The sequence below is a fragment of the Brevibacillus parabrevis genome (assembly GCF_003710905.1).
Classification (GTDB): Bacteria; Bacillota; Bacilli; order Brevibacillales; family Brevibacillaceae; genus Brevibacillus; species Brevibacillus parabrevis.
Genome location: NZ_RHHV01000005.1, coordinates 183,643 through 202,218, shown reverse-complemented (window position 1 = coordinate 202,218; position 18,576 = coordinate 183,643). Strand labels below are relative to the sequence as shown.

At 51.2% G+C, this 18,576-nt stretch carries 12 protein-coding genes; 3 read left to right on the top strand and 9 right to left on the bottom strand.

From position 1 onward, the window contains the following. Positions 1-101: 101 nt before the first annotated feature. The 6 genes from EDM60_RS04315 to EDM60_RS04290 all read right to left on the bottom strand — a co-directional run bounded on the left by EDM60_RS04315 (position 102) and on the right by EDM60_RS04290 (position 11,470). Positions 102-1,307: a Zn-dependent hydrolase gene (locus tag EDM60_RS04315; RefSeq protein ID WP_122962841.1), complete on the bottom strand. Its 1,206-nt coding sequence runs from the start codon at positions 1,305-1,307 to the stop codon at positions 102-104. A 7-nt stretch (positions 1,308-1,314) separates the two neighbouring features. Further along, the gene (locus tag EDM60_RS04310; protein WP_217021881.1) at positions 1,315-2,670 is read right to left on the bottom strand and encodes an MmgE/PrpD family protein; all 1,356 of its coding nucleotides are present in this window, start codon (positions 2,668-2,670) and stop codon (positions 1,315-1,317) included. Between the two features lie 2 nt (positions 2,671-2,672). Further along, positions 2,673-4,061, bottom strand: a complete 1,389-nt coding sequence (locus EDM60_RS04305) for a dihydroorotase (protein WP_122962839.1) — start codon at positions 4,059-4,061, stop codon at positions 2,673-2,675. Between the two features lie 19 nt (positions 4,062-4,080). Continuing rightward, positions 4,081-4,812, bottom strand: a complete 732-nt coding sequence (locus EDM60_RS04300; RefSeq protein WP_122962838.1) for an IclR family transcriptional regulator — start codon at positions 4,810-4,812, stop codon at positions 4,081-4,083. A gap of 275 nt (positions 4,813-5,087) precedes the next feature. Then, entirely contained in the window at positions 5,088-10,619 is a 5,532-nt protein-coding gene (locus EDM60_RS04295; RefSeq protein ID WP_122962837.1) for a chitobiase/beta-hexosaminidase C-terminal domain-containing protein, read from the bottom strand. Positions 10,620-10,789: 170 nt separating this feature from the next. After that, positions 10,790-11,470: a queuosine precursor transporter gene (locus tag EDM60_RS04290; protein WP_122962836.1), complete on the bottom strand. Its 681-nt coding sequence runs from the start codon at positions 11,468-11,470 to the stop codon at positions 10,790-10,792. Positions 11,471-11,821: 351 nt separating this feature from the next. On the opposite strand from EDM60_RS04290, the gene EDM60_RS04285 reads away from it, so the two are divergent. Further along, positions 11,822-12,880 carry a hypothetical protein gene (locus EDM60_RS04285; protein WP_122962835.1) on the top strand — a complete coding sequence of 353 codons (1,059 nt, stop codon included), beginning with the start codon at positions 11,822-11,824 and terminating at the stop codon, positions 12,878-12,880. Between the two features lie 151 nt (positions 12,881-13,031). On the opposite strand, the gene EDM60_RS04280 is transcribed toward EDM60_RS04285, so the two are convergent. After that, positions 13,032-13,472 (bottom strand): GNAT family N-acetyltransferase, encoded by a 441-nt coding sequence (locus EDM60_RS04280; RefSeq protein ID WP_122963249.1) that lies wholly within the window; start codon positions 13,470-13,472, stop codon positions 13,032-13,034. 827 nt (positions 13,473-14,299) lie between these two features. Here EDM60_RS04280 and EDM60_RS29060 point away from each other — a divergent pair. Next, positions 14,300-15,490 carry a hypothetical protein gene (locus EDM60_RS29060; RefSeq protein WP_217364955.1) on the top strand — a complete coding sequence of 397 codons (1,191 nt, stop codon included), beginning with the start codon at positions 14,300-14,302 and terminating at the stop codon, positions 15,488-15,490. An 88-nt stretch (positions 15,491-15,578) separates the two neighbouring features. Here EDM60_RS29060 and EDM60_RS04265 read toward each other — a convergent pair whose 3' ends face one another. Together EDM60_RS04265 and EDM60_RS04260 are read right to left on the bottom strand one after the other, a co-directional pair. Next, entirely contained in the window at positions 15,579-16,055 is a 477-nt protein-coding gene (locus EDM60_RS04265) for a hypothetical protein (protein ID WP_122962834.1), read from the bottom strand. 203 nt (positions 16,056-16,258) lie between these two features. Continuing rightward, positions 16,259-17,551 (bottom strand): NCS2 family permease, encoded by a 1,293-nt coding sequence (locus tag EDM60_RS04260; RefSeq protein WP_122962833.1) that lies wholly within the window; start codon positions 17,549-17,551, stop codon positions 16,259-16,261. 144 nt (positions 17,552-17,695) lie between these two features. Between EDM60_RS04260 and EDM60_RS04255 the strand changes: the two genes are divergently transcribed. After that, positions 17,696-18,565, top strand: coding sequence for a LysR family transcriptional regulator (locus tag EDM60_RS04255; RefSeq protein WP_122962832.1), 870 nt, complete (start codon positions 17,696-17,698; stop codon positions 18,563-18,565). Positions 18,566-18,576 lie beyond the last annotated feature (11 nt).

The following is an 18,576-nucleotide window of genomic DNA, read 5'->3' as shown; positions in this document are numbered from 1 at the left end:
TTTTCGTGGCAGGCAACAGGAGACCAGCCGCCCGGTCCGGTCGTTTACAGCCGTTCCGGTAAAAATGGCCAGCGCTCCGTTCGCCTGCTCTGTGACTGTTTTTATTGGGCCTGTCCGTATGTTTTCATCAACAAATGCAGCGTTTCCAGCATGACATTGGCTCCAGCCTCAATGTCTTCCCAAGACGTAAACTCATCCGGATGATGGCTAACCCCGTCCTTGCTGGGAACGAAAATCATGCCGACGTCGGTAACAGCCGTCAGCGAGTTGGCATCGTGATTGGCCCCGCTGAACATGTACTGGTAAGACTCGCCTAGTTGCTGGCACGCTGCCTCTATGTTCGCCTGAATCCGCGGCGAGAGCGCGTTTGGCCGCTTTTCCACGTCCACCTCGATCCGGGCCGCGATATTGGCTTGCGACCAGTTCCGAATCTGCTCCTCAATCCCCTTCATTTCCTCCCAGTTGCTGCCGCGAATTTCAATGTTGAGATCGGCTTCGCCTGGCACGACGTTTGCCAGATTGGGCGAAATAGCTATTTCGCCAACCGTTGCCACAATATCGCTGTTCGCTGCGACAGCGAGCCTGTTGACCTCCTGGATCAAGCGCGCCGCATCAAGCAAGGCGTCATGGCGCAGATGCATCGGTGTCGTGCCGGAGTGGCTGGCCTGCCCCTTTACTTTCACGGCTAGTCTCAGGATTCCCGCAATGGCTGTCACAATGCCGATTCGCTTTTGATTGGTTTCCAAAAGGGCTCCCTGCTCAATGTGCAGTTCCAGATAGCAATGGTAGTCGTCTTTACTGCGCTTGGCGCCTGCAACGTCGCACCATGTAAAGTTCAACTGACGCAGTTTTTTGTCAAAATCTTCCGACTGTTCGATTGATCCTGCGACTGCTCTGCTGCCAAATGTGCCTCCGAGAAGATTGGCTTCCTCGCCTACAAAACCAACCAGTTCTAGCGGCACTTCCGGCAGGCTGCCTGCTTCCTGCAATGTCTGGATACATTCCAGTCCGACGATGACGCCGAGCGCTCCGTCGTACAATCCGCCGTTTGGCACCGTATCGAGGTGGGAGCCAAACACAATGGCGGGTACTCCCGCAGCTCCCCACCGACCAGTCACGTTTCCCAAGCTGTCTTCGTTTACCGTCAGCTTCAGTGCGGACATCTTTTCTTGCAGCCAGGCAAGCGCCCTTTTTTCCTCGGCGGAGTAGGCCAGCCGGGTATAGCCTGCTGTTCCTGCATTGGCAACCGCGCCCACTTCCATCAAGTTGTTTTTCAACCGTTCGAGGTTGATGCGCATTCGTGTCATGTTGTCTTCATCCTTCCACTGACCAACTTTCGATCCGCTCCAGCCATTCGCTGACGGACGTTCGCTCTGGCAGCAGCAAGGCTTCTGCGATCATCTTGCTGGATACATCCGCCTTCCATCGTCCGAGCATGCTGGTAAATTTGTCGCGCAGCAATTCTGTTGGAAACGGCTGATCGAATCCCCCCGATGCCGCATCGACGTAGACGCTTTTCGTTGTGCCTTCGCGCGTCGCAACCGTCACTCTCGCCGCACGCTTGGCTGGCAGCAGCGCCGTCATTTCGGCACTTTCCGTCACGCGTATTTTTTTTGCCAGCTCGCGGACAGAACGGTCTTGGAACAGGGCTCCAGAGAAGCAATCGTACAGCGAATGGCCGTGAATGAGCACGGAGAGCAAAAACGGGATGGAAAACTTCGCCGCCAAAGCGTTCGCCGGATCTGGATCGTCCAGGCGGGCCGCCAAACCGTACGTCTCTACTTGCACGAAGTCGATCTGCGCTGCTTGCAGCTCCATTTCTTGCTGGAGAGCAAGCAGGGCATCGATTGCGGAATGGGAAAAACGGCAAGACGGGTATAGCTTGAAGTAATTTTTGTTCAACAAGGGCGGTGCCCACAAATCCGTCTGGAACAGCTCATACCGGATGCCTTTGGACAAAATCGTTCCCCACAGATGGTCGACGACATGCTCGCTGCTTGCAAAACCGGCCGCCTGGAACTCCCACGCCTGCAACGCCAGAAAACTGCCGATCCCGGCATACAGATTGCGAACCGTCATCCCCGTGACGGCTGCTTCCCAAGACGTTGCCAGCGGGAGCGAGGCAGCGAGCAGCGCCGCCTCGATGATTTGCTGCCTGGACTTTTTTTGCAAAAGGCCGCTGGCAACCGCTCCCCCGACAATTCCCCACGTTCCGTGCGGGTGCATGTCGTCATTCATGTTGCTCGCATAAGCCAGACGCGCTGCTACTTCATAGCCAATGGCAAAGGCACGGATCAGTTCTGCGCCTGACGCCTTGTGCTCCAGGGCGGTAATCAGGGCAGGCGCGAGCATGTGCGCCGCAGGATGCCCTTTTGCAAACTGGTTGCCCTCATCCAGCTCATTCGTTACGATCGCAGTGCCGTACAGCATCGCTGCCTGCGCACTCGTCGTATACAATCCGGTTCCAAATACGGGAACGGCGTGCAGTTCGTCCCGCTCGGCAAAAGCCACGTTTTCCAAATAGGCGCTCAGCTCTGGCGAAGCGAAGCCGTAGCAGGCAGCAAACAGCGTATCCGCAATCATCCACGTAGCCCGCTCGATCGTCTCGTCAGGGATGTCTTCCGGCCGCAAGTCGAGCAGTTCGCTCAACATGTCTGTAAATCGCTCCATGCTCAATGGTTGCGCCCCCCAACAGCCGCTCCCTTGTAAGCGGAACCGGGAACAAACGAACCGAAGCCCGGCTCGACAGTGACCTCTTCGCCGTCGTACACAGTCGTCCCGCGCACAATCGTCTGAATGACTTTGCCCTTCACTTCCTGGCCGTGGAACGGCGACATTTTCGAATGAGAGCGGAAGCGAGTCTCGTCAATTACCCATGTCTGGTCAGGATCAATCACGGCAAAATCGGCATCGTAGCCTACCGCGATTTTCCCTTTGCCCGGAATCTGGAACACTTCTGCCGGATGCTGCGCCATTACTTTGGCGAACTGGACAGGGGTCATCGTGCCTTTTGCTACCGTCGCAGCAAACATCAGCGGCGTCATGATCTCCACGCCTGGCAAACCGGATGCCGCTTTGAAAATGTTGTCATTGCCCGGATTTTTGTGCTCGGCTCCCCATGGCGCATGGTCGGAGGAAATCAGTTCGATATTCCCGTCCTGGAGGTGCTTCCACAACCCTGCCACTTCCTCTGGCTCGCGCAGCGGAGGATTGTTTTTCGCTTTCGGTCCGAACTGATCCAGTGCATTCACGTCCAGCAGCAAGTACGGATAACAAGTTTCGCTCGTCACCTGGACGCCTTGCGCCTTGAAAGCATTGATCAAATCGATCGTACGCGGATGACTGACATGGACGATGTGCAGCTTCACGCCTGTCCAATAGGCAAATTCCATCAGCTTGAGCACGGCGCTTGTCTCGGTGACAGGCGGGCGCGTCTCATTATGCGCTTTTGGGTACACTTTGTTTGCCTGTTTATACTCCTCGATCATGTCGACGATGATTTCGTCATTTTCGGAGTGAAAAGCTGCGCGCAGTCCCGTTTCTTTGATCAGCTCCATCGCCTTGATAATTTCCGGGTCCGGGATGCGCGGAAAACGGTACGCATCAGTCTCAAACGTGGACATTTTGAAAGCGACGGCGCCAGCCTCCGCGAGCGGCACGATCTGATCCGTCCCGTTCGTTTTGGAAATGGTGCCCCACAGACATATATCCACGACTGCTTCTTGCTCCAATTGTTTTACCTTTTTTTCAAAGATTTCTACATTCGAAATCGGATTTGGCAGGTCGTAGGGCATGTCCAGAAATGTCGTGATTCCCCCTGCTGCCGCAGACATGCTCGTCGGGATAAATCCTTCGTTCGGATTGCTGAAACAGTGAACGTGAACATCGATGGTTCCCGGGAACACGTAGGCGTTGGCAAAATCCAGCACCTTATCCGCCACAAGAACCGCATCCGGCGACTCGATAACGGCAATCTTCCCGTCCTTGACCCCAATCTGTCCCAAAGTCACCTGATCTTCTCGTACCATCTTCCCGCGAACAACCAAATCGTATTTTTCCATTGTATTCTCCCACCTATCTTTACAGATAGCGCTGAATCGACTCTGCCGCTGCCATCAGATGGGCAACCAGTTCCTTTTCGTCTTTTTCCAGCATCCGTCCACGAGGTCCGGCAATGCTCAAAGAAGCGACAACCTGCTGATCGGAATCATGGATGGGTACACCGTAAGAAACGACGCCTTCATCGATCTCCCCATCCGAGAAGGCGTACCCCTTCTCTCTGATTTCAGCCAAATTTTGTTTCATGACGGCGAGATCGGTGATCGTCTGCTCGGTATGTTTGCGCACAAACCCTTTCCCGTACAGCTCTTCCACGATCTCCTCTGCAAGAAAGGCAAGCAGCGCCTTGGAAGATGCCCCGCCGTACAACGGAACAATCTGTCCTTGCTCCGACGAAACTTTGATGGGCTGATGAGACGCAATCGTTTCGAGACAGACCGCATGCATGTTGGAGTACACCAGCAAAATCGACGTCTCTTCTGTCTCCTTGGTCAATTGCCTCATCACAGGCTGCGCGATGGCTGTTATGTTCATGTCCAGGCGGACGATTTTCGCCAGCTTCAAAAAACGGTAGCCCAGGCTGTAGTACCCGTTGGCCGATTCCATGATATAGCCTTTTTCTTTGAGCAAACGCAGATGACGATAGACAGAACTTTGCGGCTGTCCCAACTTCTCGGCGATTTGCGGTACGTTCAACGCTCTTGTGTCAAAATCGAACAAATCCAAAATGTCCAAGGTTTTCTCTGCACTCATCTGATCTTGTATCCTTCTTTCGTAGTGTGATATCCCTCCTAACAGATTAGCATAGGACTGACTCTTGTTCCATTATCAATATTTGATAATTGATTATCATTTATTAAATTTTATGTTTTTACTATAGCGCACTTCGTTTGCTGAAGACAACTCATTTTTTCATTTGCCTGAAAATAAAGCTTTTCTCCCGGCCATAACTGCTTGATACGATTGGATTTTGTTTGGTACGCAGCAAAAAAGAAAAAGCTCCCCTGTTTGACAGAGGAGCTTTTCGCTCATTGGCTAGTTTCTACATTTCGCACAAACACATACACCTTCACCGTCTTGCCTTCATACTGGATCGTGATCGTTGCCCTTGTACCCCCAGAGGCATCTGCCAAGACGCGAATCCGTCCTGTCTCGTCTACCTCCACCTGCTCGGGCACGCTCGACTCGAACTGGATTCCTGCTGCATCCGTCACTTCTTCTGAACTTCCGTCGCCGTAAGTAGCGAGGACTTCAAGCTGCAGCTCCTCTCCAGGTACGAGCTTTAGCGATTTTGCCTTGACTTCGAGTTTGTCCAAAGCGGCATCTCCGACGACGTAAGCCGCAGCGGATTGCACCGGGAACACGGCCATGTCATCCTCTTGTGTCACCTTGATCGGCTTGCCCTTGGCTCCGGTTACCGTCTTCCACTTTTTGTTCCGGTACGTGTAAACTTGCCGCTTGTCGTCGCCGTCAGTTGCAGCGGGCAATCCGAGCGTGAAGCCTGCTTTGCCCAGGCTGGTCAGTTCTTTTCCGTTACTCCACGCTTGCAACAGGTAGGCTTCGCCCGGATTGGGAACGCCTTGCCACCCGTTTCCTTCTGCTTCCGTCAAAGAGAGGGCGAATTTTCTGGCCCGTTCCGCCGCAAAATACGCTCCCGGCACTTCCACCCATGCCCCGCCAGGTACGGTCAGTCTTGCGCCGATCTCCTTTTTCTTCAACACTTCGACCAGTTGCTGATCCAGTGAAATCTGCTGCTCTTCCTGCCTTGCCTGTTTGCTCTGGAGGCGATCTTCTGTATCGGCATCATCCTCCTCGGGTGCCTCTACTGCCTCCTCTTCGATCTGGATGAACAACGCAGGCGTGAAGCCGATTTTTTCCCTCACATCCTTGATCGCCACAAGGAAATCGCCGAGCGTTTCCAGCAATTCCTCCACTTGCTCGTCTGACGCCTTGATCTCGGCTCCAGGCTCGACCTCGATTGTGCCAGCCTGTTTCAGCAGCGTTTCAGCCAGGACGCGAACGCGTTTCGCAGCATCTTTTGAGATATCTTCTGCATCGAGTGGGGCGAGCGCCGTTTTGGCAAAGTTCGTCAAGGCAGCAAGCCCGAGTCTGGCAAGCTCTTCGTCCTCCCCTTTTTCGCTGACAAGAGGATCAAACGCTTTTTGCAAAAATGATTCGGTCAAATCACGCAATGTCGCTTCCCGGATGACCTCACGTTCGGCCTGCTCCATTACAGCAGCCAGCACCGTTGAAATCGTATCGGAAACTGTATCCCACTTGTCCGCTGGCTCCGGCTTTTTCGATTGGAGCAGCTTTTCCAAACTGCCGAGAACGAGACTCACCTGTTTCACAATGCTTTCCTCGTCGGTTGCAGACAAAATCGCGTTTTCCGCTTGCTTGTTCAGCTCCCTCTGCTTTTCCGGCGTCGGTGTCGTGTCTGGCGGGGTGACTGGCGGAATCGACGGGCTTGTCGGTTTGGCAGGCACTTGCACCGCAAGCGTTTGGGTCAGGGCAGTCGATTGATCTGACAGCCTGGTTACTTGCAAAATCAGCTCTACACTCGTCGCGCGATTCGGCGGCGTGATCGTGCCATCCAGCGCTACGACATCGGTGTCGCTCGACGACTTGATCGCAAGCGCAAATTTTGCCGGCACTTGCGGCAGAACAAGTCTGGTCGCTCCGGCTGCTGGCTGGGCGATGCGTGTAATACTGTCTGCTACTTCCTGCGCTGTCGTTTCGTGCTCGCCTTGATTTTGCAAATCGAGCTGCACAAGCACCGGATCATGGTCGCTTACCCGGCCTTGACGCTCTGTGAACCCGGCATTGATATGCACGATATCGACCTTCGCGTTCGGTTCCAGATGCGGGCTGACCAAAATTTGATCGAGCACTTGCGAGTTGCCTTGGTACACATACGTGTATTGTCTGCCCGGCGGCAGCGTCTCGACCATGTTGGTCAAAGCTCCATCCGCCAAAGCTCTCACCGGGTTGGAGAACGGGAAGTCATTCAGGTCACCCAAAACAACTACGTTTGCCTTGGCGTCTGCTGCGTGAATCTGTTTGACAAAGCGGTTCACAACGCCGGCGATTTTCATCCGCTGTGCTTCACTCACCAGCTTCGGCGGCTGATCTTTGCCAAACAGCGCCCCATCTCCGCCCTTGGAATTAAAATGGTTGGCGATGACAAACACGGATTGGCCCTGGAATACAAACTCGGCTGCCAGCGGCTTGCGGCTGGACGCGAACGCCTCGTTGTTCGGATCGACCCGGCCCGGATTGAGTGTGAGGTGCGGCGCTCCGTTGCGCGACTCGACCTGCACCGCTTCTGTTGCTGTTCCCGCTGCGCCGTCTGCCAGTTGCACGCGATCCGGGTTGTAGAAAAATCCGACGCGAATGTTCCCGCCTGGCTGGCCGCCGTCCTGGTTGTTTTGCGGAGCGATATCGACGTAGCGGTAAGCAGGCCCGTTCTTTTGCCCGATGGCCTGAATCAACGCTTGCGCCGATTTGGAAGCATCCGTCTCACCGTTGTCTGTCGGCCCGTTGTTGTCCTGCATCTCTACGACACCGATAATATCCGGCGCTTTCATGTTCTCCACGATCGTTTCCGCGATGCGCCCGATTTTGTCTGAATCCGTTTTCGCTGAAAAGTTCTCGATGTTGTAGGAAGCGATCACGAGCTTATCCGGTTTCGGAGACAGTTTGGTCACAGTCGGCTCGCTTTCGCCTGCCTGTACGGAAAACGTTTTGGTGTGATACAGCTTGTAGTTCGCAAAGCTGTAATCGACAATTCCTACCAACGGTTCGGAAAAAGTGTCGCCAACCTTCGGATGATCCAAGATCGGCTCGAATTTGTCCGCTACCGTAATGCGCTCAGGGTGAAAATCGTCTGCTTGCAGCAAAACTCCGCCCGCTGGCGTGCGCGGCTGATCGGGGTGCGCCTGGTCGTCAATGATGACGAACTCAACGCTTGCCGGGTTGGAGAAAACTTTTGTCTCCCCGACCACGACTGGATTGTCGATCTGAACCAGCATCCCTTCGAGGCTTTCCCAAAAATCAATGCCGTCCTCCTCCGGATCGAACTTGCCCAGACTGTCGTTGTCGATGACCCTTTTTGGATAGCGGTAATTTCCTTTTCCGAGCACAATCGGGTCTGGCAAGGACTGATCCGGTTTCGTCACGGTGACTTTCGCAGCATCAATCTGCGTCTGCGTGAGGTCAGTGGCCGCCCTGCTCTGTTGCACATACTCCTTCACAGTCCCGTCGACGCTCACTTCATCGCCCGGTTTGACGGCTGCTTTCGGCTCATACACATAAATTCCTTCTGATGTACGCGGATCATCGTCGGGAGCTGTGTCTTGCATGTAGAAGCCCTGGACCGTTCCGCCGCTTTTCACGACCGCCGTGACAATTCCCGCAACGGCTTTTACCGTGCCGTCCGCCATCGGCGATTGGTGCGAAGCTCCTTGGATATCATGAATGCGAATGTTGTCTTTTTGGATCGTGTAACGGAACGTGGCGACTTTGCTGTCCGTAAAGCCTTCTTTGACTGCAAGCGCTTGAATCGTCGTGTCCGCATCAATCTGGAGCGGGGCTGTATAGACGGCACTGGCGCGAGTCGGCGGCGAACCGTCTGTCGTGTAGTAAATTTTCGCATCGGCCATAGACGTAGACAAAGTTACTTTGGTGCCTGCGGCGATCAGCGGCCCTTGCGGATACGCTGTCACAGTCGGCACTGTGGTCGCATCCTCTACCAGATCAGCCGCCGTGCGCGGCACAAGTTTGTACTCGTTATAATCGTAATTGACGACCCCGGTGATGCTGGCGTAGGTCACGTCCTTTTCCAAAAGAAGCGCTGGCGATGGACGCGACAGAAAGCTTCCCTGCGCGTCTTGCAGCGTGTAGTTTCCGCTTTGTACGGACTTTACCGTAACTTGGTGAACTGTGACCAGCTTGCCTTCGATTGCTTCTCCCGTGCTTGCCGCAAAATCGGCCGAGGTAACCAACTGCGGTGCTGGCACGCCTGCCTGCTTTTCTACGACCGTGACCTGATCGGCAGCCGCTTCCAACTGGGCAAGCCCGTAGTAGTCGTTCAGTTTTCCGATCGCCTGAATTTTGTCTCCGACCTCGATCTTGCCCGCAAGTCCTGGCGCGCGCAGGACAATCCCGGCTGTGTCATCCTGCATGTAGACGTTGAACTGCCCGCCTGCCTCGAACATGGCTGTGACGGTTCCTTCAATCATGGCTGTTGTCCCTTTGGCCAAAACTCTCGCTTCGGCAATCGCGCTCGGCGCAAGCACAGCCTTCGCCACGGCTACAGGCTCGCTTTCGAACATCTGGCCGCGCTCGTCCGCAAGCTGCTGCGTCACGTACACTTTTTCCAGCTGATCGGGAACTTGAACTGAATAGGAAAAGGCCCCGTTGTCCGCTGCGCTTCCTGTCGGACTGCCGCCGAGCAACAAGCTGTTTCCGCCGGGAGCGTCATACGCGCGAAGAATCGCCTTGCCCGCTGCCGCTCCTGCCTGGCCCTTCAGCTCGGCTGTCTGCCCCCCTTGCTGCAAACTGACTTTGTCTACTGCGATGGCAGGGCTTGTGGCTGCTGGAACCAGTTCCGCGCCCTGACTTTCCTGTTTGCTGCCTTCTTTTGCCGTGAGATAGACAGCCGTTGCCCCCGGATTGGGATTGGCAAAAGTCAAATCGATTTGCCCGGCTTGGTCTGCTGCTTGTTCAGCCAGAGCTGTTTCGCTTCCCGTAGGCTGGGCTGCGTATACTTTGATCGTGACATTCGGGCGAACATAGCCGCGAATGGTGGCTGCCGCCGGATTCGTGTTGTCAAACAACAGCCCTCTGCCGCTCGGCTTCTCGGTGACATCTGTCGCAGGCGGAGTTTCCGCCGGACTCGCCGTGTTTTTTGGCGTCAGCTCACCCGCGATGAAGTCGGCGCTGTTATCGTTCGTATCCCAGCCGTTTCCGCCGTTTGGCGCGATGCCGTCGGCGTTGCTTTTGCGGGAGACACTGGTGGAGGCCGTCGTAGCCGGAGCAGGTGCTGCGCCTTCATACGCATTGGCTGCTCCGAAGCCGACCAGATCGACGATATCAGGGGATGACACATCGGTTCCGGTCAAAACGGTTCCGCTCCTGACCAGCGCAACCTTTCCTTCCGTGCCGGACAAGTTCAGCGTCCCTGTATCATCTGGTGCGGGAAGCTCTGCTATGCCCCCTGTGCCTGCCGCCTGTTTGACCAAATAAAAGCCGTACGGGGCAATCGTGCCAGTCAAACTGGACTTTTGCCAGGCGCCTGTTCCTTTGGCAGAACCGTATTGCACCGACCAGCCGTTAAGAGATACTGGTGTGCTAGTCGGGTTGTACAGCTCGATAAAATCATTTTTGTAATGGGACCCGCTGTTTCCCCCGCCCCCGTACACCTCGCTGATCACGATATGATCGGCATGCTGCGCCTTTGCCTGCGGCAGCCATCCCGTCGGCAAAACCGCGCCCGCAACCACAGCTGCGATTAGCGCCAGCTTGGGCAAACGGCGAAAACCTTGGTTTTTGTGTGACATTCTTTCTTCATTCCTCCTCTCCAAAATACGAAACGAAAGCTATGAACATCGTAAACAATCAATCTGAACTGTATGTAAATTTGATGTAAACAATGTATAATCCTTCCATTATACACACAACAAAAACCGCCAAAAAGCACGATGCTTTGGCGGTTTTTCTGTCTTTTCACTTAATCCTCCGGAACTTTCATACTGCGGGCGATATAGAGAACCGGCGTGGAAGCGGCCGATACGACAAATTTGATCAGGTAGGTAGTCAGCAAAATTTGCCACCATACTTCCATCGGGTACACGCCGAGAAAAGCAATCGTGCAAAAAGTAACGGAATCGAGCAATTGGCTAAACAAGGTGCTTCCGTTGTTGCGAATCCACAGCTGATTGCGGCCCGGGCATTTCTTTTTCAGCCAGGAGTAAATTTTCACGTCGACAAACTGGCTGAGCAAATACGCGCACAGGCTGCCCAGCGCAAGCCGCGGCATCAAACCGAACAGCGTCTCCAGCGATTGCTGCGAAATGTCTGTCTCTTGCGGCTCAAATACAAGCACGAGCTGCATAATGATCGTCGTCGCGATCAAGGTAAAAAATCCGAACCAGACTGCCTTTTTCGCTGCCTTCTCCCCATACTTTTCGTTCAGCAGGTCTGACACGAGGTAAATCGACGCGTAAATCGTGTTGCCCAATGTCATGACCAGTCCAAACATTTCGATGGTTTTCACCACCTGTATGTTGGCGAGCACCGTAGCCATCCCGATCCAGGCATACAGCCCCATGCGGCCGAACAGGCGGTAGCAGAGCAGAAACAGCCCGAAATTCACCAGAGCGAAAAAGACTCCAAGTGTAAGATTAAACATATATAATGCCTCCTAGTTTTGATAACGCGGGAGTTTTGCGAACCGCGGCCCTTTTTGGGCATTCCAACATTGTACTTGGATTTGCTTGTTTTCGCAATGATATCTTGGCGAGGTTCCCACTCCCTCCCCCTCCGGCTTGCCGCGCCGCATGTCGCTCGCTGTCGTTTTCCACGTGCTATTTTTCATGACAACGCTCCTTCAAGCATGTCCTGTTACTCCTTTGTCAGCACGATGTCATCCGGTTGTAACCATTTCGCTATCTGCTTCGTACATAATGAACGCATAGCAAGACACGAACTCACTCACCACACACACCACGAACAAACATCTAGACAGGAGAGGATTTTCATCATGAACAACTGGAACAAAATCGTAACCGGAACGGTGCTCACTTCGGTGCTTTTCACCGGACAAGCCCTGACTGCCGATGCCGCAAGCACAAGCTCTGCACCGAAAAACTTGCAGGTGCTCTCGCAAAAAACAGCAGACGTTACCGGCGACAACAAAGCCGACACGATCGCCTTGTATGGCAAAAAGGAGAAAAACAGCCCGTACGTGAGCGATCTCACTGTCAAAGTGACAGACGGCCAAACGAAAAAGTCCGTGACGATTGACCTCAAAGACAGCGGCTATGAGCCAAAGCTGTCCGTGCAAGATTTCACTTACGACAAAAAAGGCGAAATCATGGTTTCGGCTGATACAGGCGGCAGCGGCGGCTATACCACCAACTATATTTACACGCTGAAAAACGGTAAAGCCGAGAAGCTCAGCTTGCCTGGACTGGATAAAAACAAGGCAGGTGTGCTCGGCGGCGGATTCGTCCAGCTGAAACCGATCGACAACAATAAAAACGGCCTGTACGTTCTGGAAGGCACAGAGCGCCTGACCGGAGATTACAATGCGGACGTTCGCGGCTACCTCCAGTCGAAATGGAAATGGAGCCAAAACAAATGGGAATTGATGAGCGCCCACTTCGAGCCGACCAAAACGGAAAAGCAAGTGTACCAAGGTTCTTTTAAAAGCCATGACTCCGCGTATGCTTTTCTCGCGCCAAAGTCTTGGAACGGCAACATCCTGATTGACGAGCGGACAGGCCCGAACGCAGACCCTTACTTGCCGGAAGCCAAAAGCGTGACTTCCTTCCAGTTCAACGCAAGCAAAACGGAAGATCAGGCGGCTGTCGTCGTCATCTACGCTTTTGACAAAAACGACTGGAAAAAGCTGAACAACCCTGACGAGCCGCCAGTCGGCTACGAAATCGCGCAAGATCCCGCTACCAACACGGTCTATGCAGCTGCTTTGCCTCAGGACAGCGTATTCGACCCGGCAACAGACCAAGGCAAAAAGTTTCTCTCGCTGGTCATGACGCTGGATGAAGTGAAAAAAGCGTTCGTGCTGGTGAAGCGCTAAGCTTTCAAGCATCTGAGCCAGCCGAGCCTCTAGACTTCGTGAGCCATGAAAAAGAAAAGGACACCTTTTGCCCGATCAGGTGCAGCAGGTGTCTTTTTTCTGTGAACAACGTCTCGGCGTTTTTTATGCAATGGGGTGTGACGGCTTGCGCTCAAACGACACGGTCATGACTGTTTGGTTTGACACAGAAAAAACGTTCCGTCCCGGGGTACAGCTCCCCCAGGCTCTCCACGGCAAAGCCGCACGCCTGATAAAACGCGACTGCGTCCTGGTCTGTCTCCGCTTGCAGGGCAGCAAACGAATGCTGCTGCAGTACCTCGTCAATCAGTTTGCGTCCGATTCCTTTTCCTCTTTTTGCTTCTTCGACAGCGATATGTAAAATGACGGCGGTATTTTCCGTGCGATTGATTTTGAGTCCAATGATCGCCACGAGCTTTTCGCCTTCCGCGAAAGCGTACAAAATCCGGTTCGGGTCGGACTTGTACAGCCGCATGAGCACGTTCAGTTTTTCCTCGGTCGGGTTGAAAATGCTCGCTGTGATGACGGACGCCACATCATCCGTCAGTTCATGGATTTGTTTTAGCTGGAGCATTTGTTTCCTCCCCTTTTTCACTTTTTGAATGCCGCCGACATAAAAATCATTGGCTGTCAGGTTTTCCTTGAAACAGGCATTGCATCGCTCTACACCTGCTCGTTCATTATACAGATTCCTCCAATTTTCTTGTGTCCCGATGTGACAATGAAAATTTGTGGAGATCATCGGTGCCGTTCACTTTTACTACCATTCCGTATTTGGATGAGGAGCACCAGTTCGAACCGTGTGGAAACTTTACTTTTCCCATCACATGAGGGCAGTGAAATTTGAGATCGTTTCTGTCGTCGCCTGCGTACGCCATTTCAAATCTAAATGTTGCAATGGATGGAACCGGATGATCGATGGGAAACCCACATTGATAACGCAAACGTAAATCACTGATAAATCTCAGGTGAAGGGCAATAAATTAAAAAGTGCCTTCGCGCGGCGCCATCAACAAAGCCCGTAAAATCGCTTCGCGGCTGTGCCCCGTTGCACCTTGGGGGGAATGCTTCTTAATTCTTTTACGTATTGGCACAAGTGACTTCACCTTTCTCGAAGTTTTCGTGCTTGGTCGCTTGAAAACCTCCAAGAAGGTGAAGTCTTTTTTATGCTTTTCTAGCCCTTGATACCAAAGGTCTCAAGAACCTGTCAAAGACTCATCTATGAAAAACGCTTTAGAAAACTATGCACCCTATTTATTTTAAAGATAGCTATTAAGAGACGTATGAAAGCCAAAGTAAAAGTTTCAAAATATTAATAATTGGAAATGAACTCCTAAACAATATTTTACAACAAAAATAATTAATGGTAATATTTCACTTATTATAAAGGAGGTAATAAGTATGAAAAAAATAAGTAGTTTAGTTATAGCTTTTGCTCTTGTATCTTCCTTAGTGGTTACACCTAGTGGTATGGCAGCAGAAAAAAATTTCAATATAAGGACAGTAGGTCACCTTGAGTCAATCACTTCAGAAACGGAGTACAATGAAGCAACAGGGGAAGAAATAACAACTGAAAAACACGGTGTAGATGTAAAAGGAATGTTTAACGTGAATGAAAAATTGTTTTCAGCCAAGATTAAGAATTTAGAACAAGGGATTTCCTACAATTTAATAGGAGAATTAGATAAAGTATTGTCTGAAGATCAAGCTTACTATTTTATTGGAAAAGATTCTAATAATGACTTGATTCAATTTGAAGCAATAGTAGAAAAAGTATCAGACAATGACTATAAATCAACCATTAACATCTATGAATACTTGGAAAACAATGAAGAACCAATAAATGCAAATACTTTTATATTTGATGGAAATTCTTCTGAGATAAAAAAATATAGAATTGAAACAGAAAGAAAACCTATTGTACTTAGCTTATCTAATAATGCTCTAAAATCTTTTAGTGAAGAAGACTCCTATTATAGCGATTTACAAGGTGGGTCTGGAGAAGGCTATAGATACTTAATTCAAGGGCCTGAGACAACACATATAGACGCTGGTAATAATTACGCATTTAGATGGGGTACAAAAATTAAGGACATTGAAACAAAATTAAAAAAAGAAGGGATTGATTACACTGGATACCATGATATTGTTGATTTCAGAACAAGAGTATACACTAATGCGCCTCTTGTATTTAACACTGTAGAGCCAATTAGCAATTCAACAACAGAGTTCCAAATCCCAATGTACTTAGGACAATACGTGGGTACACAATTTATTACTGTGAGAGCTCACGATGTTACAATAACAGGATCAGGTACAGATAACTTACTCTACAAATTAACATGGAATTCAGCCTATTCCCCTTCTGGTTACCTAGATGAAAGAAAATTTGATGTTAATCCTAAATCCGCTCCAGGTTTTGTTGTAAAATATTTTATGGATACGCCCTCTTCAATAAGCACTGGAAGCAAAAAAGTTAATTTTAATGGTTATTTTAAATACAGATCAAAATACAACTCCTATTCTCTACTACTCAATTATTATACAGAAATAACGCATAGTGATTACTACACGATTAAAATAATTAAATAATCTTATTTGCACAAAAATAGCGGTTAGGCTATATAACCTAACCGCTATTTTTGCTTTTAGCTTCTTTTATTTAAGTTATGTAACTTTTTTAATAGGAAAATGGATACATATCACTAAAAAGAATTGTATCGCTCAGAATGTAGTTATCCACTTCTGTCACAAAGGAAGAATAAACTGAGGTGAGTGGAGCAGAGTTATTTCCTTTCTTCCAGTATGTCAATCGAATTTCCACATCATGACTAACTGAAAATACAGACTCTTCATATCCTCCTTTCATCCCTTCAAAACTGACTCCTTCGGCTTGCTTGAAACTCTCTGGAGCTAATTCTAAGTACCTATTGTCTGCATGAATAATTATTTTGGTCTCTCCTGTTTGAGGTACTCCTGATATTTTTAAATTTATGCTTATTTTATCCCTTTCATTAATCGTAGTTCCATCTTCCTCATACTCAACTTTTATCTTTTTTAATGCTTCAGTAGCAGAATTATAGTTATACAAATCTCTAGCAAGCAATCCTAAGACAACAGCAATAATAATCAGAAAAACTAAAATAATTTTTCTCATTAGAATCTACCCGCTTTCTATTTTTGTATAAAATTTACATTTTAAAATTATATCACAAATAAGTAATATCGTATAGAAACCTCTTCTTAACACAGGCATGCTCTCTTTTTTATGTAATTTCATCTTTATCAAAAGGCAATTTTTCATCACGCCCAAACGAGACAAAAAAATACCCCGACTATTTACGTCAGGGTATCGTTGTCTCACGCCAAAATCGGCAGCATCAGGTTGAGCAAAAACAGTCCGGCGATCACGTAGAGCAGAGCAGGCACTTCCTGGCGTTTGCCCAGCGCGAGCTTCATCAGCGGGTACGCCACGAAGCCAAAAGCGATTCCGTCGACAATGCTGTAGGACAGCGGAATGATCGCGATGATCAGGAAGGCCGGGAAGCCCTCGGAAAAGTCTTTCAGGTTGATGTTTTGCACATTTTGCAGCATCAACGCCCCGATGATGATCAACACAGGAGCAACGGCGCCATCCGGGATCATTTTCACGACCGGAATCAGGCCGAGCGAGAACAGCAGAAGCGTTCCGGTCACGAGCGTGGTCAAGCCTGTGCGCCCACCTGCGGCGATACCTGCGGCTGTCTCAACCGTAGCGACCGTCGGGCTGGTTCCCATAATCCCCGAGATGGCTGCCGACAAGGCGTTTGCTTGCAAGGAGCGGCGAAACTTTTGCGGCTGGCCGAACATCGCTGTATGCCCGTGCAGCAATCCGATATTTTCAAACACGATCACCATTGCCAGCGAAAAAGTGGCGATCCAGAATGGCAAAGTCCAGATGGCGGAAAACGACATGCCAGCAAAAACTTGCCCGTACTGCGCAAACGAGAAGCTGCCGCCTTCACCCGGCGAAACAACCCCGAGCAAGAAACCCAATCCGGTTCCCGCCGCAATCCCGATCAAAAAATTGCCCGGGACATTGCGCACGAACAAGATCAGCGTAAGCAACAACGTGACCAGCGTCACTACCACGTGCGGGCTGGACAAATCGCCGAGCGCCACGAATGTGGACGGGTTGGTGACGATCAGGCCGCCTTTTTGCAGCCCGATAAAGGTCAAAAACAGACCGATGCCCACGGTGATCGCTTCTTTCAGCGACGTAGGAATCGCATTGGACAAAATCGTCGCCACCCGGGTAAAGGCGATGACGGTAAAAATCAACCCGGAAACGAATACGGCTGCCAGCGCCTCTTGCCAGGACAGCCCCATCGACTGGCAAAGCGTATAAGTGAACAGCGCGTTAATCCCCATCCCAGGGACGAGAATGATCGGCGCATTCGCCCAGAAGGCCATCAAGAGCGAGCCGATAAAAGCGGTCAGTACCGTTGCGAGAATGCCCGCTTCCATCGGTATTCCGGCATCCTGCAAAATCGAAGCGTTTACGGCAACAATGTAGACAATGGTGACAAAGCCGATAAATCCGGCGATAAGTTCCCTTTGAAACGTCGTGTCGCAAGCGCGCAAGTGAAAAAGTTTTTCCAGCCACGTACGCACGTATATTTCCCTTCTTTCTTCGTTGTCTTCTCCAACTTTCACGTAAAAAATATGCTATCATAGCGACAACAATATGAAAAATATCAAGAAAATCTGCTTTTCATATCGAAATCATATAGATGACAACAGAAAGAAGGAAGCTACGTGGATATACGGCAGTTGCGCTACTTTATCGCGATCGCGGAAGAAGGGCAGATTACGGGGGCGGCAAAGCGGCTGAACATGGCCCAACCGCCGCTGAGTCAGCAGCTCAAGCAAATGGAGGACGAGCTGGGAGTCGTACTGGTGGAGCGCTCCGGAAAACGGATGGAGTTGACGGAAGCCGGACTCACTCTGTACAGACAGGCGCTGAATATCGTGCACCAAATGGAAGAAGCTTTGTCCGAAGTAAAAGAAACGGGGGAAGGGATTCGCGGGACGCTGTCCATCGGGGTGAGCGCTCTGTCCGCCTATCGCCTGCCGGGGCAAATTCGCCTGTTCCAGCAAAAATACCCGCTCATTACGTATAAAGTCTGGAAAGGCGACACCCAGTTGCTCAATCAATGGCTGGAGCGGCGCACGATTGAGGTCGCCATCGTCCGGCTGCCCCACTCGCTCAACAACTGCACCATGATTCCGCTCGAAGAGGAAGCTTTCGTCCTGATCGTCCCGGCAGACTCGCCCTATGCAGATCGCAGCGAGATTCACATGCGTGAAATCGCCCAGTTGCCGCTGATCATGCCAAGCCTTCCCGGGCTGGGCATCTACGATCTGATCGTGAAAGAATTTTCCCGGCTGGGCGTGGAGCCGCACGTCATCTGCGAGTGTCCGGATATCTCGCTGATCGTCAGCATGGTCGCCGCTTCCGTCGGTTCGTCGATCGTCCCCATCTCCGCCTGGGAGACGCATCAGAGCGAACAAATCCGCGGAATCAGGCTCGCGGGAACTTCTATTTACTCGTCCGCGGCTGTCGTCTGGCAATCCGGGCGGCATTTGTCCAAAGCCGCCAAGCGGTTCATTGAGACGTTTTCGTAGAGGCTGCCGTA